We start from the raw sequence: 23,804 nt of genomic DNA, 5'->3' as shown, positions 1-23,804 counted from the left end.
AAATACTTCGTGATCGCCGCCGTCAGCGTCGTCTTGCCGTGGTCAACGTGACCGATGGTCCCGATGTTCACGTGCGGTTTCGTCCGTTCGAATTTTGCCTTTGCCATATCGCGGGCGCCTCATGCTCTGGGGGGGCCCGACCGGGACCCCGTGTCAACATCGCCGGCTGCGTATCGGCTGGTGTTGGAAAAATCAAGCGTCAGTTGGTCGCCGCGGGGGGCTTTGGCGCGGTGCCATTCGCGGCGGCGAGCATGGCGCGCGCAGCCACCGCCTCGGGCGTGAACCAGGCCTTGTTCCGCAAGAGCCAGTCGTTGATGTCGTCGGCCGCGTTGGCGGCGAGATCCTCCATCTGCTCCTTCCGGTTCTGCGTCAGGCCGGAGCCGATCATCGTCTCGCCCGAAAGGCTCTGGAACACGGTGAGTTGCTCGGGCTCGGCGTTGATCTTGCGCCCGGCGGTGTCGTCCCAGACGTTGACGGTGATCGCGAGCACCGATTTGGGGTTCAGAACCACCGGCACACCTGGAATCGCCAGCGCATAGGCGTCGACCGTAACCCCGATATGGTAGAGCTTGTCGCCGTCGTAACGCCCGAAATGCTTCTCGAGCGCGTCCTTCAGCACATATTCCCATTCTTCGGCCGTGGCCTTGCGCGACGGCCCCGCGGCTTGGGCGTTCTTGGCCACGACGATGGTATACCCGACCGCGAAATTGCCCATCGGCTCGGGTGGCCGGCTCAGATCCTCGGCCGCGCAGGCGGCAAGGAGGAGCACCGAAAGGGCGGCAATGAGACGGCGCATGGGCGGGGTATTCTCCTCTGGCATCTGCCCTGCCATAGCCGAGCCCGCCCGTGCGGGCAATCCGCCGCGCTTGGCGCGGCGCCGGAGTGACTTATATTGGCAACGGGAGGAGCGCGATGGATCAGGTGGCGCAGACCGAAAGGACACCGGTGCAGGTGCCGCTTGCGACCCGGCCGCTCGGGGTCTGGGCGAGCATGAAGACCGGACAGCGCAACCTTCTGGAACTGATCCCCGAGATCGCCACCCGGCAGCCAATGGTCTCGGGCCGCACGGTCAAGCGCTGGCACATGGTGATGGATCCCGGTGCCAACCGGCGGATCCTCAAGGAAGCGGTGGAGGATTACCCGAAATCCGACGTGACCAAGCTGATCCTGGGCCCGGCGATCGGCGAGAGCCTGTTCATCGCCGAAGGCGCGCACTGGCTCTGGCAGCGCCGCGCCGCCGCGCCGGCCTTCTCGGCGCGGCATGTCCAGGCGCTGGCGCCGGTGATGACCGCGGCCGCCGAACGCTCGGCGGCGCGGATCGCGGCGCAGGCGGGGCGCGCCGCCAACCTCTTCATCGAGACGATCGCGGCGACCTTCGAAGTGATCACCGACGTCACGCTCTCTGGCGGAAGGGCCTTCGACCGCAGCGCGATCCATGCCGCCTTCGACGCCTACATCGCCTCGGCGGCGCGGATCACGCTTCTCGACGTGATCGGCGCGCCGATGTGGGTGCCGCGGCCCTCGCGGCTCTTCTCGGCCCCGGCGATGCGCGAGATGAAGGCGATGGCCGACCGCGTGATCGACGAGCGGCGCGCAGAGGGCGCGCATGACGTGCCCGATCTTCTCGACCTTCTCCTCGACGGCGCCGATCCCGAAACCGGCCGCAAGATGACGACGACGGAGCTGCGCGACAATCTCCTGACCTTCATCGTCGCCGGCCACGAGACGACGGCGCTGACGCTCGCCTGGTCGCTCTATCTTTGCGCCTTCGACCCGGAGGTGCAGCACCGCGCGCGGGCCGAGGCGAAGGCCGCGCTCGGCGCCCGTGCCGCGACTGTGGCGGACCTCGCCGCCCTGCCCTATTGCCGCCAGATCGTCGACGAGGCGCTCAGGCTCTATCCACCGGCGGCCTTCCTGTCGCGCACCGCGCGCGCGGATGACACGCTTTGCGGCCGCGAGATCCGGCCCGGCGACACGGTGATGCTGCCGATCTACGCACTTCATCGCAACCATGCGCTCTGGCCCGACCCGCACCGCTTCGACCCCGATCGCTTCGCCGATGCGAAGGCGATCGACCGCTTCGCCTACCTGCCCTTCGGCGGCGGGCCGCGGATCTGCATCGGCGCCTCCTTCGCGTTGCAGGAGGCGGTGATCATCCTCGCGACGTTACTTGCCCGGTTCCGCTTCACCCCAGTTCCAGGGCGCGATCCGAAACCGGTGCTTATCCTGACGCTCCGGCCCGAGGGCGGGGTCTGGCTCAACGTGGAGCCGGACTGAGCGCGTACATTCGATCGCAAATTTCCGACAAAAATAGTCAGACTTATCTTGACGGTCTTCGGCGAGGGGCCTAATCCGGTCCCGAACGACGGACCAACAGGAGACGAACATGGTCGATTCATCCCCTTCCCCGCGCCGCATCGCGCCGCGCAAATTGGCAACGCTGACGGCGGGCGCCGCGCTCGGGCTCGCCGTGGCCGGTGCCGCGCAGGCGGCTGGCACGCAGGGCTTCGACGCGACCGGGCCGGAGAAGTTCTGGCTCGCCGTGAATCAGGGCGGCGAAAGCGGCATGGCAGTGGAGATCCTCACCGATCTCGGGCTCGTCGAGGGCCATCTGCGCGCGGGCGTCGCGCTCTATCAGGCCGGGCTCGCCGATCAGGCCGTCGGCCACATGAAGCATCCCCAAGACGAGATCTACGCCGACCTCGCCGCACATCTCGAAGATGCCGGGATCGCGGGCTTCGCCGAAGAGCTGACCGCGCTCGCCGCGACGGTCGAGGAACGTGCCGACGCGGGCGACGTCGAAGCGGCCTTCGCCGCGGTGATGACGAAGGTCGAGGAGGCGCGCGGCGCGGCCCAAGCCGGCGCCGCGGGCGAGGCGCAGGCGATGCTGGCGCTCGTCCGCACGGCGGCCGACGAATACGGCGAAGGCGTCGCTGACGGCGCCGTGAAGGAGTTGCACGAATACCAGGATGCCTGGGGCTTCGTTCAGGTTGCCCGCGCGATGGCCGAGCACATGGCCGCCGAATCCGCCGCGGGCGAGAAGGCGTTCGGCGCGAATGCTCTTTCAGCGCTTGACGAGATCGCTCCGGCGCTGCCCGGCGTCTCGCCCGAGGGGCGGAGCCTTGGCGATGCCGGCATGCTGCTCGTCGCGGCGGCGAAGATCGAGCTTGCCGCCTACGGGCTTAAGTGAACGGCGTTCTTCGCGATCGAAGGGGGGCTCAGCCGCCCCTTCAGTCCTTGCAGATGCCGCGCAGCGCCTGCCACTCGGCGGCGTTGAGAACCGGCGCCGTCGCCGTATGGGCGGCGGCATTCATCCGCGCGGCCTCGGCGCGGCCGGCACTCAGGGGGTGCGAGGAGAGGTATTCCGGCAGGAGGTCCGTCATCTTCGCGATCCGGTCGAAGAAACCCGCCATCGGCGCGGTGCTGATACCGGCCTCGTTCAGGAGCCCGTAGGCAAAATCATCCGCCGCCGCCTCCGCCTCGCGGGTGTAGGCGGTCTGCAGCACATGCTCGCCCGCCGCCGCGATCACCGTGCCGCCGGTGACGTCGCCGAGTATCAGCGACAGGATCCCCGTCGAACCGGCCGCGCGGAGCGTGAGCCGGATCGGGTCGCGCGCCACGACATGGCCGATCTCGTGGCCGAGGACGGCGGCGACCTCCTCGGCGTTTTCGGCCTCGTCGATGAGGCCGCGGAAGAGCACGATCTGGCCGCCCGGCGCGGCGAAGGCATTGACCATCTCGTGGTCGAAGACCCTGAGTTCGATCTCGTAGCCAAGGTCTCGCCCGCCGACGAGCCGCGTCTTCATCGCCTCGAGCGCGGCCAGCCCCTCGGCATCGGTGCAGGCAAGGTCGGCGCCGTTCTCGTCGCTCACCATCCATTCGACCTGGCGCATCACCGAGCGGCCGAAGGCGACCTCGGTCTCGCGCGGCAGGCGCTCGGCGAGGTAGTCGGCGAGCCCCGGCAGGATGACGTAGAGCATCACCACGACCGCCGCGACCGCGCCGCCGAGCCAGAGTGCCACCTTTCGGAAGGTGCCCGCGCGCAGGTCTCGGCGCATCAGCCCGGGCCGCGTGCGAAGAAGCCAGGCGACGGCGGCCGGATCGGTGACGACGAGCCGCGCGGGATCGCGCGGCGCCTCGTCCTCGGTCTCGGCCAGCACCGTCAGCGTCAGCCGCGTCGCGTCGGACTGGTCGGCGAGCGCCCGGAGCCGATCGAACCGCCAGCTGAGGGGCGCCGCCCCCTCGCGCAGGATGACGAGCGAGAGCCCGTCCCGCGCCGGGGCGATCCGCGCGGCCCAGCGCCGCGCGGTCATCCCGTCGAAGAAGGCGGCCTCGACCGGTCCCTCGGGCCCCTTCACACCGCCGCACCGAGATCGAGCGCCTCGGCGAAGCCCTCGGCATCGGCGCCCGCGTCATGGGCGCGCTGGCGCACGGCGTCGAGCGCGGCGGGGTTGAGGACGGTCATCGTCTCGGTGAAATGGGCGATGACGGGCTGGATGATGAAGACCAGAGCGAGCGCGCCGAGCATCGCCAGCGCCACGAGATAGAGCGCGGCGATGACGAGGACGGACCCCACTCCGGGCGTGGCGCCGTTCTCCGCCGCGGCCACGCTCACGGCGACCACGCCGCCGATGACGCCGAACAGTACTGAGACGACGAGGCCGACGACCAGCGCGCCGACGATGTAGATGCCGAGAACCCGTCCGGTGCGTGGCAGGGCGAGGAAGCCAACCGCGCCGGCGAGCGTCTTCTGCGTCGTCAGGTAGCGGTAGCTGTGAACCCGGTAGTAGACAAAGCCAAACCCAAATACGGCTATGAATCCGAGAGGGAAAAACTGGACGAGAGCGATCCGATCGGCCGAACCCAGCCCCGACATGGCTATGTAAGCGATGCTCGCGACGAGAAGAGCAATCCCAAGGAAATAGCCCCTCATTGCCGGATAGAGCGCCGTCCATTTGCCGCCCTGCACAAATCGCGTGTCGCCGTAATGGCTGCGGTCGGTCTTGTACTTCTCGAGCCAGAAGGTCTGGCGCGGCAACAGGAGGCCGAGGCTCAGGAACGTCAGGATGCCGTGGCCGATCGCGCGCCAGACATAGCCCCAGGCGGCCTTGTCCATGCCGAAGCGGATGCCCCGGAACCGGGTCCGCGCCAGCATGTAGCGCCGCGCCCGGTAGCGCGCGAAGAGCATCAGCGGCACCAGCGCGAAGAACGAGAGGTAGAAGAACGACATCTGCATGAGGATCTCGGCCTCGGTCTGCGGCTCGATCACGAAATGCAGGCCGAAATAGAAAAGGACGAGCTGCACGAGGCCGAGATAGACCGCGAGCACCACCACCGCAACGAGGAAGCCGAGGAATTTCTCGAGCCCGGTGCCGGTGTATTCCAGTGTGTCGGACCCGAGCCGGATCGAGGACCAGATGTACTTGCGGATCCGCGCCTTGGCCCAGAACCGGTAGATGCCGAGCGTGAGAAGGGTCAGGAGGGCGGTCCTTAAGGCGAGGCCGAACAAGGGCCCCCGGCCGCCCGAATAACTTGCCGTCAATCGGTCGTTGAAACTCATCAAATGGTCCTTCTGGTTACGGGTCAGGTAAACCTGTTGTCGCGCGGAAAGCCGTGCGGCGGGGTCTTGCCGACCCCGGCGCGGCGGCCGATCCACTCGGAAATTCCCATCTCGCGCCGGGTCTGGCCGTTCGGCATCGCCCAGGTCAGGCCCTCGGCCAGCGTGAAGGTGGCGACGTCGGAAAGCCCGCCGTCAAGCTCCAGCACCCCCTGCCGGCCGCGCGCCATGTTGTACTTCTGGAGCCGCACGCCCTTGCCGCGGGTCATCTCCGGCAGTTCCTCGAGCGGGAAGACCAGCAACTTGCGGTTCTTCGAGACCACGGCGACGTGATCGCCCGCGACCCGCTTGCAGACCGCCATCCGGTTGCCCTCAGAGAGATTCATCACCTGCTTGCCCGCCCGGGTCTGCGCCACGACCTCGTCGGCCGGCACGGTGAAGCCCTCGCCAGCCGTCGAGGCGACGATCAGCTTCTCGCCCGGCCGGTGGATCAGGAGATCGACGATCTCCGCCTCGTTCGGCAGGTCGACCATGAGCCGCACGGGCTCGCCCATGCCGCGCCCGCCGGGCAGGTTGGCGCCGAGAAGCGTGTAGAAGCGGCCGTTGGCAGCGACGAGCAGGATCTTGTCGGTCGTCTCGGCGTGGAAGACGAAGCGGCCCTCGTCGCCGTCCTTGAACTTGACCTCGGCATCCAAGGGCTGATGCCCCTTCATCGCCCGGATCCAGCCCATCTTCGAGCAGATGACCGTGATCGGCTCGCGCTCGATCATCGCCTCGAGCGGCACCTCCTCGACCTCGGCGGCGTCGGCGAAGGTCGTGCGCCGCGCGCCGCCCGGCGCGTCACGGCCGAAAGCCTTGCGGGTCTCGCGCAGTTCCTCGGCGATCCGCGCCCATTGCAGCGTCTCGGAGGCGAGAAGGTCCTCGAGCCCGGCGCGTTCCAGCATCAGCGCGTCGCGTTCCTTCAGAAGCTCCATCTCTTCGAGCCGGCGCAGGCTCCTGAGGCGCATGTTGAGGATCGCCTCGACCTGCACCTCGCTGAGACCGTCCGCAGTATGCGGCAACGAGAGAGGCGAGATATAGTCCTGCTCGGTCGCGGCACGGCCCCGCTTCCGGCTCCAGTCCTCGGCCATCAGCGCGGCCTTGGGATCGGCGTCGTAGCGAATGATGTCGATGACGCGGTCGAGGTTCAGGAAGGCGGTGATGAAGCCTTCGAGGACCTCCAGCCGGTGATCGATCTTGTCCATCCGGTGCCGCGAACGGCGCTGCAGAACGTCGCGCCGGTGGTCGAGGAAGGCGCGCAGCACCTCCTTCAGCGAGCAGACCTTCGGTGTGCGGCCGTCGATCAGCACGTTCATGTTGAGGCTGAAGCGGGTCTCGAGGTCGGAGTTGCGGAACAGCATCCCCATCAGCATCTCGGGGTCCACGTTCTTCGACCGCGGCTCCAGCACGATGCGGATGTCGTCGGCGCTCTCGTCGCGCACGTCGGCCAGCAGCGGCACCTTCTTGGTCTGGATCACCTCGGCCAGACGCTCGATCAGCTTCGACTTCTGCACCTGGTAGGGGATCTCGGTGACCACGATCTGCCAAGTGCCGCGACCCTGGTCCTCGACCTCCCAGCGGGCGCGGAGGCGGAACGAGCCGCGCCCCGTGCGGTAGGCATCTAGAATCGACTCGCGTGGCTCGACGATCACGCCGCCGGTCGGGAAATCGGGCCCGGGGATCATGCCCACCAGCGTCTCGTCGCGCGCTTCCGGCGCCTTGATCAGATGCAGGCAGGCCTCGATCAGCTCATGGAGGTTATGCGGCGGGATGTTCGTCGCCATGCCGACCGCGATGCCCGAGGCGCCGTTCGCGAGAAGGTTCGGGAAGGCGGCGGGCAGCACCACCGGCTCTTCCAGCGTGCCGTCGTAGTTCGGGCGGAAGTCGACTGCGTTCTCGGCCAGCCCCTCCATCAGCGCCTCGGCCGCAGCCGTCAGCCGCGCTTCGGTGTAGCGCGAGGCCGCCGGGTTGTCGCCGTCGATATTGCCGAAATTGCCCTGCCCATCGACAAGGGGATAACGGACGTTGAAATCCTGCGCGAGCCTTGCCATCGCGTCGTAGATCGCGGCATCGCCGTGCGGGTGGTAGTTCCCCATCACGTCGCCCGAAATCTTCGCAGACTTGCGGAAGCCGCCGGTCGAGGAGAGCTTCAGCTCCCGCATCGCGAAGAGGATGCGGCGGTGGACCGGCTTCAGCCCGTCCCGCGCATCCGGCAGCGCCCGGTGCATGATGGTCGAGAGCGCATAGGTCAGGTAGCGCTCGCCGATCGCGCGCGACAGCGGCTCGGACAGGGTTGCGGGCAGGATGTTGCGGTCGTCGGTATCGTCACTCATGCATGTGGTGTAAATCGCGGGCGCCATCCGGTCCAGCCGGAATTTCCCGGAAGCAAGCCCGCGACGCGCGAATCGCGTCCACTTTTCACCCGTTCCAGTGTAGACTGATTGTCATTGATTTGCGGGGGGAAGGCACATGCTCCGTTGGAGCCTATGCCTCTGCGCCGCCATGTATTTGACGATGCTGATTGGCGGCCAGAGGATGGACGCGGTGCGGGTCACCGCACCGACGGACCTTAACGAGACACCCGTTCCCGACGCCCCGGACCCGGCCGATCTGGTCGTGCCGGTCGCGACCGAAACCGTCGTGCCCGAGGTCTCGCCTGCCGACTCGCTCCCGGAACCTGTCGAGCAGATCCAGGTCGTGGACACCTCCGCGACGCTGCCTGCCGCGCCCGCGCCGAGCGCCGCCACGCTCGAGGCAATTCCGGTCGACCTGCCGACACTCTGGCGCGTCACCGCGCGGCGGCTCAACATCCGCGCGGGCCCGTCGGCGCGTCATCCCGTGTTCGGGGCGCTTGCGGGCGGCGACACGGTCTGGGTGCACGGCCCCACGGACGGCGCCTGGCTCGAAGTCCGGCTCGGCGTCAGCGGGCGCACCGGCTTCGTCTCGCGCCGCTATCTGGAGCCGGTCGACGCCGCCGCGAACTGATCCCTGCCGATCGCGAATTGCCAGCGCCGCCGAAACCGCCTAGCCAGAGGCGGCGGCAGGGGACAGGCATGACTAGAAGCATTCTCATCACCGGATGTTCCTCCGGGATCGGCTACGACGCGGCGCACGGGATGAAGCGCGCCGGCTGGCGGGTGTTCGCGACCTGCCGCAAGGAGGCGGATTGCGAGCGGCTCCGCGCCGAGGGGCTGGAGAGCTTCCGGCTCGACTACACCGACGAGGCGAGCATCGGCGCGGCGGTGGACGAGGTTCTGGAGCGCACCGGCGGCACGCTCGACGCGGTCTTCAACAACGGCGCCTATGGCTGCCCCGGCGCCGTCGAGGATCTGCCCACGGGCGCCCTGCGTGAGATCTTCGAGACCAACCTCTTCGGCTATCACGAGCTGACCCGGCGCATCGTGCCGGTGATGCGCAAGCAGGGCCACGGGCGGATCGTCAACTGCTCCTCGGTGCTCGGCCTCGTTCCGATGCGCTGGCGCGGCGCCTATGTCGCGACCAAGTTCGCGATGGAAGGCCTGACGGAGACCTTCCGGATCGAGATGGCCGATACGCCGATCAAGGTGATCCTGATTCAGCCCGGCCCGATCACCAGCCGGATCCGCGTCAACTCGATCCCGCATTTCGAGCGCTGGATCGACTGGGAACACTCGCCGCGGGCCGAACAGTACCGGACGACGTTGCTCAAACGGCTCTACGAGGGCCGCGGCTCCGACCGGTTCGAGCTTCCGGCCGCGGCGGTGACGGCGAAGCTCCGGCAGGCGGTCGAGGCGCGCAATCCCGCGCCGCGCTATTTCGTGACGACGCCGACCTACCTGATGAACGCGGCGCGCCGGCTCCTGCCGACGCGCGCGCTGCACTGGCTGATCGGCCGCGGCTGATCACGAGAAGATGCGCGCGGCCAGCTTGCGCGGCGCTGGCGTGCGGCGCGCGCCCGCGCTAGAACACTTTCGACCCAGGGAGGCAGCATGACCAAGGACCCGCTCTTTCTCATCGCGGCATTCGCGTGCCTCGCCGTGCTCGTCATCCTGATGATCGGGATCGGCGGCTTCGCGAAGGGCGGCGAGTTCAACCGCAAGCATGCCAACCGCATCATGCGCTACCGGATCATCGCCCAGGCGATCGCCGTGGCGCTGATCCTCGCCTTCGTCATCTTCAGCGGCCGGGGAGGTCTTTGATGGTCGTCCTCAACAAGATCTACACCAGGACCGGCGACAAGGGCGAAACCGCGCTCGGCGATGGCAGCCGGGTCGCCAAGCATTCGGCCCGCGTGACCGCCTACGGCACGGTGGACGAGGTGAACTCGGTCCTCGGCCTTACGCGTCTGCACGCGACAGGCGAAATGGACGCGGCGCTTGCCCGGATCCAGAACGACCTCTTCGACCTCGGCGCCGATCTCTGCCGGCCCGAGATGGAGAAGGACGGCGAGGCGGGCTATCCGGTGCTGCGCATGGTCGACGCGCAGGTCGCCCGGCTCGAATCCGAGATCGACGCGATGAACGCGAAGCTCTCGCCGCTCAGAAGCTTCATCCTGCCCGGCGGCTCGGCGCTCGCCGCGCATCTGCACCTTGCGCGCACGGTGTCGCGCCGGGCCGAGCGGATGGTGGTGGAACTCGCGGATGCGGAATCGGTGAACCCCGCGGCGGTGAAATATCTCAACCGCCTCTCGGACTGGTTCTTCGTCGCCGCCCGCATCGCCAATGACGACGGCCGCGCCGACGTGCTCTGGGTTCCGGGCGCGAACCGGTAGCGAAGCGGACGGCGGGGCCGAACCGGTAGCCGTCAGGCCGGCTCCCACAACTCGATCGGATTGCCCTCGGGGTCGTGGATGCGGGCGAACCTGCCGATTCCCTCCATCGTCATCTCGTGGCTGACGGCGATTCCCGCCTGCCGGAGTTGCGCCAGCATCGCGGCGAGGTCGGCTACCCGGAAATTCAGCATGAATGCACGGTCGGGCGGGAAATAATCCGTATCTTTCGGAAAGGGCGCGAAAACGACGACTCCCTCGGCGCTTCGCCACGGCGGCGTCTCCATGTCCGTCGGCGCGGGGGCGATCCCGAGGTGGGTCTCGTACCACGCTGCGAGCGCCGCCGGATCCCGGGACCGGAAGAAGAACCCGCCGAAGCCCAGAACCTTTTCCATCGTGCAGACCCTCCGCTTGCTGCCCCGAGACTACGACATTTCGCCGCGCCAAGGTATATCGTGGCGTCCCCGCGACCGTTCGTGTCGATTTTGCACTGTTTTCCTTGCCGCAGAATCGCTAAGGGGTCCTCCGAGAGCTTGTCTTGCCGCTCCCGACGGGGGCGGTGTCCGGTTAAGGGAGATTGCTGGCCATGAAGGTGCTCGTGCCTGTGAAGCGGGTGATCGATTACAACGTGAAGGTTCGCGTGAAAGCGGACGGATCGGGTGTCGATCTCGCCAACGTCAAGATGTCGATGAACCCGTTCGACGAGATCGCCGTGGAAGAGGCGATCCGCATCAAGGAACGCGGTGAGGCCGAAGAGATCGTCGTGGTCTCGATCGGCGTGAAGCAGGCGCAGGAAACGCTGCGCACCGCGCTCGCCATGGGTGCCGACCGCGCGATCCTGATCGAGGCGGCCGACGACGTCCACACCGACATCGAGCCGCTCGCGGTCGCGAAGCTCCTCAAGGCCGTCGTCGAAGCCGAAGGCCCGGGCCTGGTGATCTGCGGCAAGCAGGCGATCGACAACGACATGAACGCCACCGGCCAGATGCTGTCGGCACTTCTCGGCTGGAGCCAGGCGGCCTTCGCCTCGGAGCTCAAGCTCGAGGGCGGCAGCGCCGTCGTGACCCGCGAGGTCGATGGCGGCCTGCAGACGATCAAGGTCAAGATGCCGGCCATCGTGACCGTCGACCTGCGCCTCAACGAGCCGCGCTACGCCTCGCTGCCGAACATCATGAAGGCGAAGAAGAAGCCGCTCGAGGAAAAGACCGCCGCCGATTACGGCGTCGACGTCTCGCCGCGCCTCACCGTCGTCAAGACGTCGGAGCCGGCCGGCCGCAAGGCGGGCGTGAAGGTCGGCTCGGTCGACGAGCTGATCGCGAAACTCAAAGACGAAGCGGGGGTGCTCTGATGGCTGTTCTTCTTCTGGGCGAAGTGACCGACGGCCAGCTGTCGGTCGATGCCACCGCGAAGGCGCTGACGGCGGCGAAGAAGCTCGGCGACGTGACCGTGCTCTGCGCGGGTGCCAAGGCCGCCGAGGCCGCCGCCGAGGCCGCCAAGCTCGACGGCGTGAAGAAGGTGCTCTGCGCCGAGGACCCGTCGCTCGGCCACCGTCTCGCCGAGCCGACCGCGGCGCTGATCGTCTCGCTCGCCGGTGACTATTCGCACATCGTCGCCCCGGCGACGACCGATGCGAAGAACGTACTGCCGCGCGTGGCGGCCCTTCTCGACGTGATGGTGATCTCGGACGTCTCCGGCGTCGTCGACGCCGATACGTTCGATCGCCCGATCTATGCCGGCAACGCGATCCAGACCGTGAAATCCTCGGACGGCAAGAAGGTCGTCTCGATCCGCACCGCGACCTTCGATCCGGCTGGCGCCGGCGGTTCGGCCGCGGTCGAGACCATCTCGGCCGCCGCCAATCCGGGCCTCTCGGAGTGGCTCGAGGACAAGGTCGCGACCTCTGACCGTCCGGAACTGACCTCGGCCGGCATCGTCGTCTCGGGCGGCCGCGGCGTCGGTTCGCAGTCTGACTTCGCGCTGATCGAGAAGCTCGCCGACAAGCTCGGCGCGGCCGTGGGCGCCTCGCGCGCGGCGGTCGACTCGGGCTACGCGCCGAACGACTGGCAGGTCGGCCAGACCGGCAAGGTCGTGGCGCCGGCGCTCTACGTCGCGGTCGGCATCTCGGGCGCGATCCAGCACCTCGCCGGCATGAAGGACTCCAAGGTCATCGTCGCGATCAACAAGGACGAAGAGGCACCGATCTTCCAGGTCGCCGATTACGGCCTCGTCGCCGACCTCTTCACCGCCGTGCCGGAACTGACCGAGAAGCTCTGAGCCCTCGGCTGCGCAGGCAAAGGTTCGAAAGGCCCGCCCTCCGGCGGGCCTTTTTCGTCACCAGGGCGTCGCGCCCTGCTTGGCCCAGACGTCGAGGAAGTTGTCACGATTCGGCATCACGACCTTGGGCAGGCTCTCGGCGTTCATCTCATCGCCCTCGCCGATCACGCCATTGGCGGCGAGGATGAAGGCGGCGAGCGCATAGGCCTCGTCGTCGCTCAGGGATTTCGGCGCGTCGAGCGGCATGGCGCGGCGGATGTAGTCGAACAGCGTTGTCGCATAGGGCCAATAGCGCCCGGCCGGTTTGGCCCAGACATCGTTCGGACCGACCGGCGGCATGACCGGCCCCTCGATCCCGGTCGCGCCGTGGCAGGTGGCGCATTTCTCCCCCCAGATCGCGGAGCCCGCCGCGGCGGTGCCGCTGCCTTCTGGCAGGCCGCGCCCGTCAGGCATGACGTAACGCGCGTAGAACGGGATCTCCTCCTCCGCGAGCGGCTGGCCGAGGCCGGGCCCCTCGGCGGAGGCGGCGTTGGCCGGGACCAGGAGAAGGGCGGCAGCAAGGAGTTTACGCATAGACATTCTGCACCTCCCCTTCGGCCGTGATCTGCCACGGCTGGATGGCGTTGTAGTGCAGGAAGTTCGACGGATCGTAGCGCGCCTTCCACGCCTCCCGCGTCGGCTGGACGGCGCCGGTCGCATCTTCCGCCCGGCTCATCAGCACGGCGGGCGCTCCCTCCCAGGCCCAGGGCAAGCGGAATCGGGTTAGGGCGCGTGGCAGGACCGGCCCCTGAAGCTCCGCCTCGGCCCAGCTCGCCCCGCCATCGGCGGAGACCTCGACCTTGCGGATCGGCCCCGCGCCCGACCAGGCGATGCCGGAGACCTCGTACAAGCCCGAACCGCTCATCGTCATCGTCGCCGAGGGATGCGTGATGACCGATTTCACCCCCATCGCGAAGGTGAACTTCACCGAGGAACCATCGGCGAGGATCTCGGTATATTCGCCGGATTCGTGCTTGGTATGGGCCGGCGCGTCGGTGGCCCAGAGGCTCGTGAGCCACTTGACGTTCATGTTGCCTTCGAAGCCCGGCAGCAGGAGCCGCATCGGGTAGCCCTGCTCGGGGCGGATCCGCTCGCCGTTCTGGTAGAGCGCGAGCATCGCGTCCTCCATCAGCTTCTCGATGGGGATCGAGCGCGCGAGGCTCGGCCCGTCGCCGCCGGTCGCGACGAGCCAGCGACCCTCGGGCTTCACCCCCGCCTCGTCGAGGAGCACGTTCATCGGGATGCCGGTCCATTCGGTGTTCGACAGAAGCCCGTGCAGCAAGTCGCACCCCGCCTGCATCGGCTCCGGCATGATCGCGTTGAAAAGGCTGTTGCCGGAGCATTCGAGGAAATGCGTCGCCGTCACCATCGGATAGCGCTCGAGGGCGGCGAGGTCGAACTGCAGGGGCCGCTCGACAAGGCCGTGGATCATCAGCCGGTGGCGCTCCGGGTCGACATTGGGCCGGCCGCCGTGATGGACCTCGAAATGCAGGCCGTTCGGCGTGATCGTGCCGCGCAGCCGGTGATGCGGCGTGCCCGAGAGGCTGAACTGCGGCGCGACGTCGGCGTAGGGCTCGAGGATCGCGCGCTGGACATGGGCTTCGGCCTCGGCGGGCATGCCGTAGCCGCGGGCCCGCTCGCCCGCGACGGTCGCCCATTCGGGGATCGCTTCCTGCGCCCGCGCGGATCCCGTTATGGCGGCGCCGGCAAGGGCCGCACCGCCACCCGCGACGGCACCCTGGAGCAAGAGCCGTCGGCTGAGGAGCCCGCCGCCCGCGACATGGTCGAGGACCGAGGGATGGTCGGTTGCGCGTTTCATGAGATGTCCCTCCCGCTGCTGATCGGATCTGCTCGGCGGGCCTCCGGCCGCGGTCTTGAAAGCCGCGTGGCCCGCAGGATAGCACAGACCTGCGTTATCGCGGAGGACGGGCCGGAACTGGCCTATATGACGCGGGGACCACGCCCCGCGGCAAGCCCGGTCAGAGCAGCCGGCGCAGGACCGGCCCCAGTGCCTCGGCGAGTTCGCGGTGGACCAGGGGACCGGGCATCGTCGCGGCGGCGGGTTCCTCCAGCGGAGCGAAATGCATCCCCTCGGTGCCGCTCATGCGCGCCGCGGCACTCGGCGTGACACGAAGGAAGTCGGTCGCGAAGGGCCGGATCGCCGCGATCATGGCGTCATTCAGCACTAGCGGGTCAGCGGAGTTCTCGGCCTGCAGCCAGAGGATCACCGTCGGCGTGTCGATCTTCTGCAGGAGAAGCCGCATCCGCGCGGTCCAGGCGGCCTTCAGCTCCTCCGCCACGAGCCGGAACCTGTCGGGCGCCGCCTCCTTGAGCGCACCGAGCATGTGGCCAGTGAAGTTGAACTCGGTGAAATCGATATCGGGGAAGATCGACTTCATCTGCGCCGAGGCGCGCAGGAACCGATCGTTGCGGCGCGGATGCACGGCATAGAATCGATTCGTGATGTTCTGGGCGCTCAAGAGCTGGATCACGGTGACCTGTGCCCGGGCGCAAGCCGCGAGGACCGCCGGCTCTGCCAGGAAGGCGTCGGGACCGGCGTTCATGCAGCCAAAATTCACCACTGGCAGGTCGAGCGCCTTCTCCACGAGCGCGGGATAGGGCTCCTCGATGAACTTGCCGTATGTCTCGGTCCCGCCGAGCACGGCGACGTAGCGGCCATCGAGCCGGCGGCGTGGCCCCCGGAACATCACTTTCGACTGTCCATAGCGGCAGGGGAAGTAATCCAGCGCCGTAGCGCGCACGAACTCGCAGGTCATCGGATCGCACCTTGATTTCGACTCGTCCGGGTTCAATTTGCGCCACAGGCCTTGCCAAAAGCCTAAGGCGCGTTTCCGCGAGAGGAGTGACGGCGGGATATGCCTTGCGCCCGGACGCCGGCGGTGCCTATGGTCTTGCGCAAATCGCAGCGAGGTTGGGCAATGGAAATCACATCGGTCGGAATCGTCGGCGCGGGCCAGATGGGCAACGGCATCGCCCATGTCTTCGCACTCGCAGGCTTCGACGTGCTGATGACCGATATCAGCCAGGACGCGCTCGACAAGGCGGTGGCGCTGATCGACCGCAACCTGGACCGGCAGATGTCGCGCGGCAAGATCTCCGAAGAGGACAAGACGGCGGCGCTGAAGCGGATCCGGACGACGCTGAAGCTCACCGACCTCGGACAGACCGACCTCATCATCGAGGCCGCGACCGAGCGCGAGACCGTCAAGCAGGCGATCTTCGAGGATCTGCAGCCGCATCTGAAACCCACGACGATCCTGACCTCGAACACCTCTTCGATCTCGATCACCCGGCTTGCCTCGCGCACCGACCGGCCGGAAAAGTTCATGGGCTTCCACTTCATGAACCCGGTGCCGGTGATGCAGCTCGTGGAACTCATCCGCGGCATCGCCACCGACGACCCGACCTACCAGGCGATGCTGAAGGTCGTTGAGAAGCTCGGAAAGACCGCGGCGAGCGCCGAGGATTTTCCAGCCTTCATCGTCAACCGCATCCTGATGCCGATGATCAACGAGGCGGTCTACACGCTCTACGAGGGCGTGGGCTCGGTGCGCTCGATCGACGAGAGCCTGAAGCTCGGCGCCAACCACCCGATGGGGCCGCTGGAGCTGGCCGACTTCATCGGCCTCGACACCTGCCTTGCCATCATGAACGTGCTGCACGAGGGGCTGGCCGACACCAAGTACCGGCCCTGCCCTCTCTTGACCAAATATGTCGAGGCCGGCTGGCTCGGCCGCAAGACGAGCCGCGGCTTCTACGACTATCGGGGCGAGGTGCCGGTGCCGACGCGCTGAGCAGGCCGGCGGCTCAGTCCTTCAGCGCCAGGGTCGTTTCGCGCAGCCAGGCGAGCATGCCACGGGTGTCGCCCGCCCAGGCCTTCACCGCCTCGGGCGGAATCGGGTGGCCGATCACCGGCGCCTGCGGCTTGTAGAGCGCGCGGCGGATCTCGTGCAGCAAGAGCCCCTGCCGGAATGTCGCGGAGATCTTGTCGGCGACGTGGTAGAGCCTTGTATTCTCACCGGGAAAGTAGATCGGCAGGATCGTCGCAGCCGAACGCGTCGCCATCTTCGCGGTGAAGGGGTTCCATTCCGGCTCGATCGCGGGGCCGAAGAAGCCCTTGGTCGTCGCCACCTTTCCGGCCGGAAAGAGAACGATCACGCCGCCGGCCTTCAGATGCGCCATGCACCGGTTGCGCATGTCGAGGCTCAGTTCGCGGGCATTGTCCTCGTGCGGGAACGGCACAGGGATTAGGAATTCCTCGATCTCGGGAATGCCGGTAAGAAGCGAGCGGGTCAGGATCTTGTAGTCGGTCCGCACCCGGCCTATCAGTTCGGCCATCACCATTCCGTCGACGAGCCCGTGCGGATGGTTGGCCACGACGATGACCGGGCCGGTCCGGGGAATCCGGGCGATCTGGTCGGCCGGAGTCCGGATCTCGATCCCCATCGCCGCCATCGCCTTGGGCCAGAACGGCTGGCCGAAGGGCACGCCGGAGCGTTCGAACGCGCGGATCTTGCGCAGGAGGTGGAACTTGCCGGTCATCCATTCGATGGTGCGGATCGTGCCCGCCTTGACCGGATTCTTGAACGTGCCCGCATAGGACAGCCGCCGCATCTCGTAGGGCTTGGATTCGGGCGGGGTCGTCACTGTCTTGCGTCGGTCGTCCAATATCCGCATGTCCTCCGGTGCCAATCCGGGCTCAGTAATCCTCGCCGAAGCGGTTGGCAACCAGCGCCTCCAGCGCATCGGCGAGTTTCGCAGCGTCGTTGCCGCTGGTGGTGACCTCGATCGACGTGCCCTTGGAAGCCGCAAGCATCAGGAGCCCCATGATCGAATCGCCCGAGACGCTCATCCCGTCGCGGCTGACCTCGGCGGAGGCGTCATGCGCCTCCACCACCTCGACAAACTTCGCCGAGGCGCGGGCATGCAGGCCCTTTTCGTTGATGATCTTCAGGCTGCGTCCGGCCATCGTACCCGCGCTCATTTGCTGCCCTGCCCAGAACCTACATAGGTGTTGATGTACTTGCGTCCCGCATCAAGTGCTGAGGCCGCGGCCTGCGGCACGCTGAGATGGCGCGACTTGGCCAGCTTGATCAGCATAGGCAGGTTGGCACCGTAGAGGATCTGGCGGTCGTCCTGCAGGCACGCGCCGAGGCTGAGATTGGACGGCGAACCGCCGAACATGTCGGTCACCACCACAACCCCGTCGCCAGTGTCGACAGCATCGGCGGCGGCGCGGATCTCGGCCTGCTTGGCGGCGCGGTCATGGTCGTCCTCGATCGCAATGGCGCGCATGCCGGGCTGCTTGCCCACGACATGTTCGACCGCGGAAAGGTATTCCCGCGCCAGTCCGCCATGTGCGACGATCACGATCCCGATCACGCCCTGTCACCCTGCCAAGTTCCGGGCGACCCACCCGCCCGCCGTTCCTGTTCACGGTGCCTCTTAGACACCTGCCATCCGGAAGCCGCAAGCGCCTTGGCCATCTTTTCCGCGACGGCAACGGAACGGTGTTGCCCTCCGGTGCATCCGAACCCGATCACGAGGTGGCTCTTGCCCTCCTCGACATGGGCGGGCAGCACCAGGAGCAGGAGATCGCGGATCCGTGCAAAGAACTCGGCGAATCGCGGATCGGCCTCGACGAAGGAGGCCACCTCGGCATCCTGGCCGTCGCGACTGCGCAATGCAGGCTCCCAATAGGGGTTTCGCAGGAACCGGCAATCGAACATCATGTCGAGCCCGCGCGGTACCCCGCGCTTGTAAGAGAACGAGTGGACCGAGACCGAAAGCCGCGCGTCGGCGCCCGGCGCGAACCAGCGCGTGATTTCCGCCTTGAGGTCGTGCGGCGTGAGATCGCTGGTGTCGACCAGAACCTCGGCCCGCGCCCGGATCGGGATCAACAGGTCGATCTCGCTTCTGACGCCCTCGGCGGGGCTCTCGGCGCCGGACAGCGGATGGCGGCGTCGGGTTTCGCCGTAGCGGCGCACCAGTTCCTCCTCGCGGCAATCGAGATAGAGCACCTCGGGCGCAAGCTCGGGCAGCCGTGTCAGCCGGTCGATCAGCTCGATCAGCGCATTGGCCGAGAAATCACGGTTGCGCACGTCGATGCCAAGCGCGACGGGCCGGTTCAGCGGTGGGCCGTCCATCAGTCGGGGAATGAGGCTGAAGGGCAGGTTGTCGATGACCTCGTAGCCAAGATCCTCGAGCGCGTGGATCGCGGTCGAGCGCCCTGCACCCGAGGGGCCGGTCACCAGCACCACGCGCTGGCCAGCCTCTGCGTTTTGATCGTCGGTTTTCACCTTATACTCCGTCAGGCAGCCCGCCCTGCCTTAAGATACTGCAGGATCGCCGCAGTAAAATGGGGGCTCTCGACCCTGTGAAGAAGGGGCAGTTCGATGCCGAGCACTTCATGCACATGCCAGGGCGGCAACCGCTCTGGCTCCAGATGCGCGAGATCGACGACCAGAACCAGACGGGCATCGCGATCCGGCTCGGCGGCGAGCAGGCCGACGCCGCGCGCCTCGATACGGCCACGGATCGGCTCCGGCGCACTGGCCACAAGCGCGTCGTCGTGCACCGTAACCTCGGTGCGGTCGTCACTGACGAGGTCGCAGCCATAGGCCATGAGCTGCAACGCCAGCGCGGACTTGCCGGAGCCCGAGGGGCCGAGGATAAGCACACCCCGCCCGTTCAGCGCGACGCAGCCGGCGTGAAGGATTACGCCCTCCGCGCCCTCGCCGCTCATACCGGGAGACCCACGACGAAGCGTGCGCCGAGCGGATCGGAGGTGAGGTCCGCATCGGTAGGCCGGATGTTCTCGGCCCAGATCACGCCGCCATGCGCCTCGACGATCTGCTTGGAGATCGCGAGGCCGAGTCCGGAATGCTCGCCGAACTGGCCTTCGGGTCGCTCGGAATAGAAGCGCTTGAAGATCTTGGTCAGCGCCTGGTCGGGGATGCCGGGTCCGGTGTCCTCGACCACCACGAGCACGCGGTTCTCGCGCTTGCGCGCCCAGACCCGTACCGCGTCACCCTCCTGGCAGAACGAGATCGCGTTGGTGATGAGGTTGACGAAGACCTGCGCCAGCCGGCCCTCGAGGCCCTGGATCACGATCGGCTCGGGCGGCAGGTCCGAGATGAAATCGACGCTCTTGGCCTTCGCCTCCTGGCCAAGGTACTCGGTGAGGTTTCCAAGCATCTTCAGAAGATTGAAGGTTTCCTCTTCCTCCCTCACCAGTTCACTGTCGAGCCGCGAGGCGTTGGAGATGTCGCTGACCAGCCGGTCGAGGCGGCGAACGTCATGGTCGATGACCTTTAGAAGCTTTTCGCGCTGGTCATCGCGTTTGGCGACGCGCAGCGTTCCGACCGCCGAGCGAAGCGACGCGAGCGGGTTCTTGATCTCGTGGGCGACGTCCGCGGCGAACTGCTCGTTCGCCTCGAGACGCTCGTAAAGCGCGGAGACCATTCCGCGCATCGCGCCCGACAGCCGGCCGATCTCGTCGGGCCGCGCGGTGAGGTCGGGAATGCGGACCCGGTTCGGGCTCATCTTGCGGGCGTTCTTGTCGCGACCAAGCTCGGCGGCGGCGGCAAGGTCGGACAGCGGGTTGGCGATCGTCGAGGCAAGAACCAGCGACAGGCCGATCGACACCATGATCGCGATCACGAACATCTGCAGCACCTGTTCGCGCTCGACCCGGACGAGCTGGTCGATCTCACCGGCGACCGAAGTGAGCGCGACGACACCGATGACAGTCTCGCCGTTGCGTATCGGGGTGGCGACGGTGAAGATCGCCTCGCCGGCGGGGTCGCGGCCGGTGTGGATCTGGGTCTCGCCGGCGAGCGCGCCGGGGACGAGATCGCGGGCCTTGTCCTCGGTCGCGAGGATCGTTTCTTCCGCGCCTTTCGGGGCAAGCAATCCGGCGATCGCTTCCCAGACCGTGTTGAGTATGTCGGTGATCAGTGTCGAGCGATGGTCGCGGCTCAGACCGGCGACCTCTTCGGGCGCCGCGCGCTCCATGCCAACCGTCGAGACGACAAGGTTCTCCATCGTGTCGAAGACGAAGATCTCGGCGCCCTCTGGCAGCTCGATCCCGCTCACGGTGCGGGCCGCATCGACGCCGTCGCCGGTGGCGAGGTTGATCGGGCCGGAGAGCGGAAGCTGCGCCTCGAACACGTCGGCGATGATCTGCGCCTCGGCGACGAGGCCGCTCTCGCGCTGCAGCACGAGACTGTCTCGGAACGGGTTTAGATAGAGCACCCCGCCGACCAGGACGATCATCGCCATCAGGTTGAAGGTGATGATCTTCCGCGCGAGAGGCGAGCGGTTGAGCGATATGAAGCCGCGCCGCTCTCGGCTTGCGCGAATCTCGGAATCGACGATTCCTTCGGGCGCGGTCCAGTCCTCGCCGAGGACCACATCCGCGCGGCGAGGCTCAGCTTGATCGCGCAAGATGTTCCCCGTGGCGGCGTTCATTCTTCGTTGTAGCGATACCCGATACCATAGAGCGTTTCGATCGCGCAGAACTCGTCATCCACCGTCCGCATTTTCTTTCTCAGCCGCTTGATGTGGCTGTCGATGGTGCGGTCATCGACATAGACCTGATCGTCGTAGGCCACATCCATCAGCTGGTCGCGACTCTTGACGAAGCCGGGCCGCTGGGCAAGTGCCTGAAGAAGCAGGAATTCGGTCACAGTCAACGCAACGTCACGGCCCTTCCAGCTCACCGAATGGCGCAAGGGATCCATGACGAGGCTGCCGCGCGTCATGATCTTGGTTTCCTCGGTCGTCGCCACCTCGCCGGTGGCGATCGCCTCCTGACGGCGCAGGAGCGCACGGATCCGCTCGACCAGGAGCCGCTGCGAGAACGGTTTCTTGACGTAGTCGTCCGCACCCATCCTGAGGCCCAGCACCTCGTCGATCTCGTCGTCCTTGGAAGTCAGGAAGATAACCGGCATCGACGTCCGCTGCCGGAGCCGCTGCAGGAGGTCCATCCCGTCCATCCGCGGCATCTTGATATCCAGCACGGCCATGTCCGGAAGGCGCTTGTTGAAGGCGTCCAGTGCGGATTGACCGTCATTGTAGGTTTCGACTTCGAAGCCCTCGGCTTCCAGCGTCATCGAGACCGACGTCAGGATATTCCTGTCGTCGTCGACCAGCGCGATCCTCGACATGTCCATTTCCTTATTCTGCTCTCAATTGCCTTGTTTTATGGTCCATAGTCCGATTTCCGGGCGCTCGACGCAACCGATATATGCGAATCTGCGCAGCAGGGGCGAATCAGGCGCGACGAAAAAAGCACGAAACTGACCGATCTGCCGCAGTTTTCGACATCGCCGCCGTTTCATCGCCACCGTGATACGCATGATTGCGCTAAACCCGAACTGGTGGCGCTAAACCGGACTATGCCTTCTGTTCCAAGCTTCTAGCGACATGATATAGGGTCCGCGTCGACCCCGCGCCGGGGTCTGGCCGGCGTCCCGACAGGCCGGGGCGTGTGCACATTCGAACCCAGTTATCGCCGCGCGACGGCATCGGGAGCATGCATATGACAAATGGACGGGTGAACCCCTCGCACCGCTTGGAAGATCAGGGCATCGCGGGGCTTGGCAACGTCTATTACAACTTCCTCGAACCGGCGCTGGTCGAGGTGGCGTTGAAACGCGGCGAGGGCACGCTCGGCAAGGGCGGCTCGTTCCTCGTCACCACCGGAAAGCATACGGGCCGCTCGCCCAAGGACAAGTTCGTCGTGCGCACCCCCTCGGTCGAGGACTCGATCTGGTGGGACAACAACAGGCCGATGGATCCCGAGGCGTTCGACCGGCTCCATGCCGACATGTTGGCCCACATGAAGGGCGGCGACTATTTCGTTCAGGATCTCTATGCCGGCGCCGATCCCGAGCACCGGCTCGACGTGCGGGTGGTGACGGAACTGGCCTGGCACGGCCTCTTCATCCGCCACCTGCTGCGCCGGCCGGAGCGCGCCGAACTCGACACGTTCATCCCCGAGTTCACCATCATCAACTGCCCGTCATTCAAGGCCGACCCCGAGCGCCACGGCTGCCGCTCTGAGACGGTGATCGCGCTCAACTTCGACAGGAAGATGATCCTGATCGGCGGCACCGCCTATGCCGGTGAGAACAAGAAGTCGGTCTTCACGCTTCTCAACTACATCCTGCCCGGCAAGGGCGTGATGGCGATGCATTGCTCGGCCAACCACGCGATCGGCAAGCCCGAGAACACCGCGGTATTCTTCGGCCTTTCCGGCACCGGCAAGACCACGCTCTCGGCCGATCCCGCGCGCACGCTGATCGGCGACGACGAGCACGGCTGGTCGGAGAAGGGCACGTTCAACTTCGAGGGCGGTTGCTACGCCAAGACGATCTCGCTTTCCCGCGAGGCGGAGCCGGAGATCTACGCAACGACCGAGAAGTTCTCGACCGTGATCGAAAACATGGTCTTCGATCCCGAGACCAAGGATCTCGATTTCGAGGATTCGAGCTTGACGGCCAACATGCGTTGCGCCTATCCGCTCGACTACATCTCGAACGCCTCGGCGACCGCGCTCGGCGGGCATCCGAAGAACATCGTGATGCTGACCTGCGACGCCTTCGGCGTGCTGCCGCCGATCGCCCGGCTGACCCCGGCGCAGGCGATGTACCACTTCCTGTCGGGCTTCACCTCGAAGGTTGCGGGAACCGAGCGCGGCGTGACCGAGCCGGAGCCGACCTTCTCCACCTGCTTCGGCGCGCCGTTCATGCCACGCCGTCCGGAGGTCTACGGCAAGCTTCTGCAGGCGAAGATCGCGGAACATGGCGCGGCCTGCTGGCTGGTGAATACCGGCTGGACCGGGGGCGCCTACGGCACCGGCTCGCGGATGCCGATCAAGGCGACCCGCGCGCTTCTTTCCGCGGCGCTCGACGGCTCGCTCGCCAAGGCGGAGTTCCGCAAGGACCCGAATTTTGGCTTTGATGTGCCGGTGAAGGTGGCCGGCGTCGCAGACATCCTGCTCGATCCGCGTCGGACCTGGGGTAATGGTGCGGCCTATGACGCGCAGGCGAAGAAACTGGTCGCGATGTTCGCGGAAAACTTCTCGCAATATGTGCCGTTCATCGACGCCGACGTGAAGGC

At 66.7% G+C, this 23,804-nt stretch carries 27 protein-coding genes; 10 read left to right on the top strand and 17 right to left on the bottom strand.

The genetic code is table 11. The features are described from left to right. Positions 1–107: GTP-binding protein (locus R5H32_RS13095; protein WP_318339134.1), on the bottom strand; the 107-nt coding region annotated here is incomplete at its 3' end. Between the two features lie 92 nt (positions 108–199). After that, positions 200–796 carry a hypothetical protein gene (locus R5H32_RS13090; RefSeq protein ID WP_318339126.1) on the bottom strand — a complete coding sequence of 199 codons (597 nt, stop codon included), beginning with the start codon at positions 794–796 and terminating at the stop codon, positions 200–202. A gap of 116 nt (positions 797–912) precedes the next feature. Here R5H32_RS13090 and R5H32_RS13085 point away from each other — a divergent pair, with 116 nt between their 5' ends. Next, entirely contained in the window at positions 913–2,277 is a 1,365-nt protein-coding gene (locus R5H32_RS13085; RefSeq protein ID WP_318339125.1) for a cytochrome P450, read from the top strand. A gap of 109 nt (positions 2,278–2,386) precedes the next feature. Next, a complete protein-coding gene (locus R5H32_RS13080) occupies positions 2,387–3,190 on the top strand; it encodes a hypothetical protein (protein ID WP_318339124.1) in 804 nt (267 codons plus the stop codon). A 40-nt stretch (positions 3,191–3,230) separates the two neighbouring features. On the opposite strand, the gene R5H32_RS13075 is transcribed toward R5H32_RS13080, so the two are convergent. Genes R5H32_RS13075 through R5H32_RS13065 form a run of 3 tightly spaced genes read right to left on the bottom strand, consistent with a single transcriptional unit; the run spans position 3,231 to position 7,929 of the window. Beyond that, positions 3,231–4,358 (bottom strand): M48 family metallopeptidase, encoded by a 1,128-nt coding sequence (locus R5H32_RS13075; protein WP_318339123.1) that lies wholly within the window; start codon positions 4,356–4,358, stop codon positions 3,231–3,233. After that, a complete protein-coding gene (locus tag R5H32_RS13070; RefSeq protein ID WP_318339122.1) occupies positions 4,355–5,560 on the bottom strand; it encodes a DUF898 family protein in 1,206 nt (401 codons plus the stop codon). The genes R5H32_RS13075 and R5H32_RS13070 overlap by 4 nt, the downstream gene beginning before the upstream one ends. A 23-nt stretch (positions 5,561–5,583) precedes the next feature. Continuing rightward, entirely contained in the window at positions 5,584–7,929 is a 2,346-nt protein-coding gene (locus R5H32_RS13065; RefSeq protein WP_318339121.1) for a DNA topoisomerase IV subunit A, read from the bottom strand. A 136-nt stretch (positions 7,930–8,065) separates the two neighbouring features. On the opposite strand from R5H32_RS13065, the gene R5H32_RS13060 reads away from it, so the two are divergent. The 4 genes from R5H32_RS13060 (at position 8,066) to R5H32_RS13045 (ending at position 10,346) form a co-directional block, all read left to right on the top strand. After that, positions 8,066–8,581 carry an SH3 domain-containing protein gene (locus tag R5H32_RS13060; protein WP_318339120.1) on the top strand — a complete coding sequence of 172 codons (516 nt, stop codon included), beginning with the start codon at positions 8,066–8,068 and terminating at the stop codon, positions 8,579–8,581. 68 nt (positions 8,582–8,649) lie between these two features. Then, positions 8,650–9,477: an SDR family NAD(P)-dependent oxidoreductase gene (locus R5H32_RS13055; RefSeq protein WP_263335794.1), complete on the top strand. Its 828-nt coding sequence runs from the start codon at positions 8,650–8,652 to the stop codon at positions 9,475–9,477. An 87-nt stretch (positions 9,478–9,564) separates the two neighbouring features. Continuing rightward, a complete protein-coding gene (locus R5H32_RS13050) occupies positions 9,565–9,774 on the top strand; it encodes a twin transmembrane helix small protein (RefSeq protein WP_318339119.1) in 210 nt (69 codons plus the stop codon). Then, positions 9,774–10,346 carry a cob(I)yrinic acid a,c-diamide adenosyltransferase gene (locus R5H32_RS13045; protein ID WP_318339118.1) on the top strand — a complete coding sequence of 191 codons (573 nt, stop codon included), beginning with the start codon at positions 9,774–9,776 and terminating at the stop codon, positions 10,344–10,346. Before R5H32_RS13050 ends, R5H32_RS13045 begins: the two co-directional genes overlap by 1 nt. 32 nt (positions 10,347–10,378) lie before the next feature. Here the strand turns inward: R5H32_RS13045 and R5H32_RS13040 are convergent, their stop codons facing one another. Next, positions 10,379–10,738, bottom strand: coding sequence for a VOC family protein (locus tag R5H32_RS13040; protein ID WP_318339117.1), 360 nt, complete (start codon positions 10,736–10,738; stop codon positions 10,379–10,381). 191 nt (positions 10,739–10,929) lie between these two features. Between R5H32_RS13040 and R5H32_RS13035 the strand changes: the two genes are divergently transcribed. After that, positions 10,930–11,691, top strand: coding sequence for an electron transfer flavoprotein subunit beta/FixA family protein (locus R5H32_RS13035; RefSeq protein WP_318339116.1), 762 nt, complete (start codon positions 10,930–10,932; stop codon positions 11,689–11,691). Beyond that, complete coding sequence (locus R5H32_RS13030) at positions 11,691–12,617, top strand: electron transfer flavoprotein subunit alpha/FixB family protein (RefSeq protein WP_318339115.1); 927 nt, start codon at positions 11,691–11,693, stop codon at positions 12,615–12,617. Before R5H32_RS13035 ends, R5H32_RS13030 begins: the two co-directional genes overlap by 1 nt. 57 nt (positions 12,618–12,674) lie before the next feature. Here R5H32_RS13030 and R5H32_RS13025 read toward each other — a convergent pair whose 3' ends face one another. The 3 genes from R5H32_RS13025 to R5H32_RS13015 all read right to left on the bottom strand — a co-directional run bounded on the left by R5H32_RS13025 (position 12,675) and on the right by R5H32_RS13015 (position 15,433). Further along, positions 12,675–13,196 carry a c-type cytochrome gene (locus R5H32_RS13025; protein ID WP_318339114.1) on the bottom strand — a complete coding sequence of 174 codons (522 nt, stop codon included), beginning with the start codon at positions 13,194–13,196 and terminating at the stop codon, positions 12,675–12,677. After that, positions 13,183–14,475, bottom strand: coding sequence for a sulfite dehydrogenase (soxC, locus tag R5H32_RS13020; RefSeq protein ID WP_318339113.1), 1,293 nt, complete (start codon positions 14,473–14,475; stop codon positions 13,183–13,185). Before soxC ends, R5H32_RS13025 begins: the two co-directional genes overlap by 14 nt. A 160-nt stretch (positions 14,476–14,635) precedes the next feature. Continuing rightward, positions 14,636–15,433, bottom strand: a complete 798-nt coding sequence (locus tag R5H32_RS13015; protein WP_318339112.1) for a DUF6473 family protein — start codon at positions 15,431–15,433, stop codon at positions 14,636–14,638. A gap of 162 nt (positions 15,434–15,595) precedes the next feature. On the opposite strand from R5H32_RS13015, the gene R5H32_RS13010 reads away from it, so the two are divergent. Further along, positions 15,596–16,471 (top strand): 3-hydroxybutyryl-CoA dehydrogenase, encoded by an 876-nt coding sequence (locus R5H32_RS13010; RefSeq protein WP_318339111.1) that lies wholly within the window; start codon positions 15,596–15,598, stop codon positions 16,469–16,471. Positions 16,472–16,484: 13 nt separating this feature from the next. On the opposite strand, the gene R5H32_RS13005 is transcribed toward R5H32_RS13010, so the two are convergent. The 8 genes from R5H32_RS13005 to R5H32_RS12970 are packed head-to-tail and all read right to left on the bottom strand — an operon-like array spanning position 16,485 to position 22,039. Continuing rightward, positions 16,485–17,354 carry a lysophospholipid acyltransferase family protein gene (locus R5H32_RS13005; RefSeq protein WP_318339110.1) on the bottom strand — a complete coding sequence of 290 codons (870 nt, stop codon included), beginning with the start codon at positions 17,352–17,354 and terminating at the stop codon, positions 16,485–16,487. A gap of 22 nt (positions 17,355–17,376) precedes the next feature. Continuing rightward, positions 17,377–17,646, bottom strand: a complete 270-nt coding sequence (locus R5H32_RS13000) for an HPr family phosphocarrier protein (RefSeq protein ID WP_318339133.1) — start codon at positions 17,644–17,646, stop codon at positions 17,377–17,379. 11 nt (positions 17,647–17,657) lie between these two features. Continuing rightward, positions 17,658–18,059 carry a PTS fructose transporter subunit IIA gene (locus R5H32_RS12995; protein ID WP_318339109.1) on the bottom strand — a complete coding sequence of 134 codons (402 nt, stop codon included), beginning with the start codon at positions 18,057–18,059 and terminating at the stop codon, positions 17,658–17,660. After that, positions 18,056–18,976 (bottom strand): RNase adapter RapZ, encoded by a 921-nt coding sequence (gene rapZ / locus R5H32_RS12990; RefSeq protein WP_318339108.1) that lies wholly within the window; start codon positions 18,974–18,976, stop codon positions 18,056–18,058. Before rapZ ends, R5H32_RS12995 begins: the two co-directional genes overlap by 4 nt. Before the next feature lie 11 nt (positions 18,977–18,987). After that, on the bottom strand, positions 18,988–19,422 hold the full coding sequence (locus R5H32_RS12985) for an HPr kinase/phosphatase C-terminal domain-containing protein (RefSeq protein WP_318339107.1): 435 nt from the start codon (positions 19,420–19,422) through the stop codon (positions 18,988–18,990). After that, positions 19,419–21,149 carry a sensor N-terminal transmembrane domain-containing protein gene (locus tag R5H32_RS12980; RefSeq protein WP_412099019.1) on the bottom strand — a complete coding sequence of 577 codons (1,731 nt, stop codon included), beginning with the start codon at positions 21,147–21,149 and terminating at the stop codon, positions 19,419–19,421. Before R5H32_RS12980 ends, R5H32_RS12985 begins: the two co-directional genes overlap by 4 nt. Beyond that, the gene (locus R5H32_RS12975; protein ID WP_318339105.1) at positions 21,146–21,847 is read right to left on the bottom strand and encodes a response regulator transcription factor; all 702 of its coding nucleotides are present in this window, start codon (positions 21,845–21,847) and stop codon (positions 21,146–21,148) included. The genes R5H32_RS12980 and R5H32_RS12975 overlap by 4 nt, the downstream gene beginning before the upstream one ends. Before the next feature lie 21 nt (positions 21,848–21,868). Beyond that, positions 21,869–22,039, bottom strand: a complete 171-nt coding sequence (locus tag R5H32_RS12970) for a hypothetical protein (protein WP_318339104.1) — start codon at positions 22,037–22,039, stop codon at positions 21,869–21,871. Positions 22,040–22,221: 182 nt separating this feature from the next. Here R5H32_RS12970 and R5H32_RS12965 point away from each other — a divergent pair. Then, on the top strand, positions 22,222–23,804 hold a 1,583-nt coding region (locus R5H32_RS12965; protein ID WP_318339103.1), incomplete at its 3' end, for a phosphoenolpyruvate carboxykinase.

The sequence above is a fragment of the Defluviimonas sp. D31 genome, assembly GCF_033436765.1.
In the GTDB taxonomy this organism is placed as follows: Bacteria; Pseudomonadota; Alphaproteobacteria; order Rhodobacterales; family Rhodobacteraceae; genus Albidovulum.
Note: the sequence above shows the minus strand (reverse complement) of the source record. Positions and strands in the feature narration are given on the sequence as shown.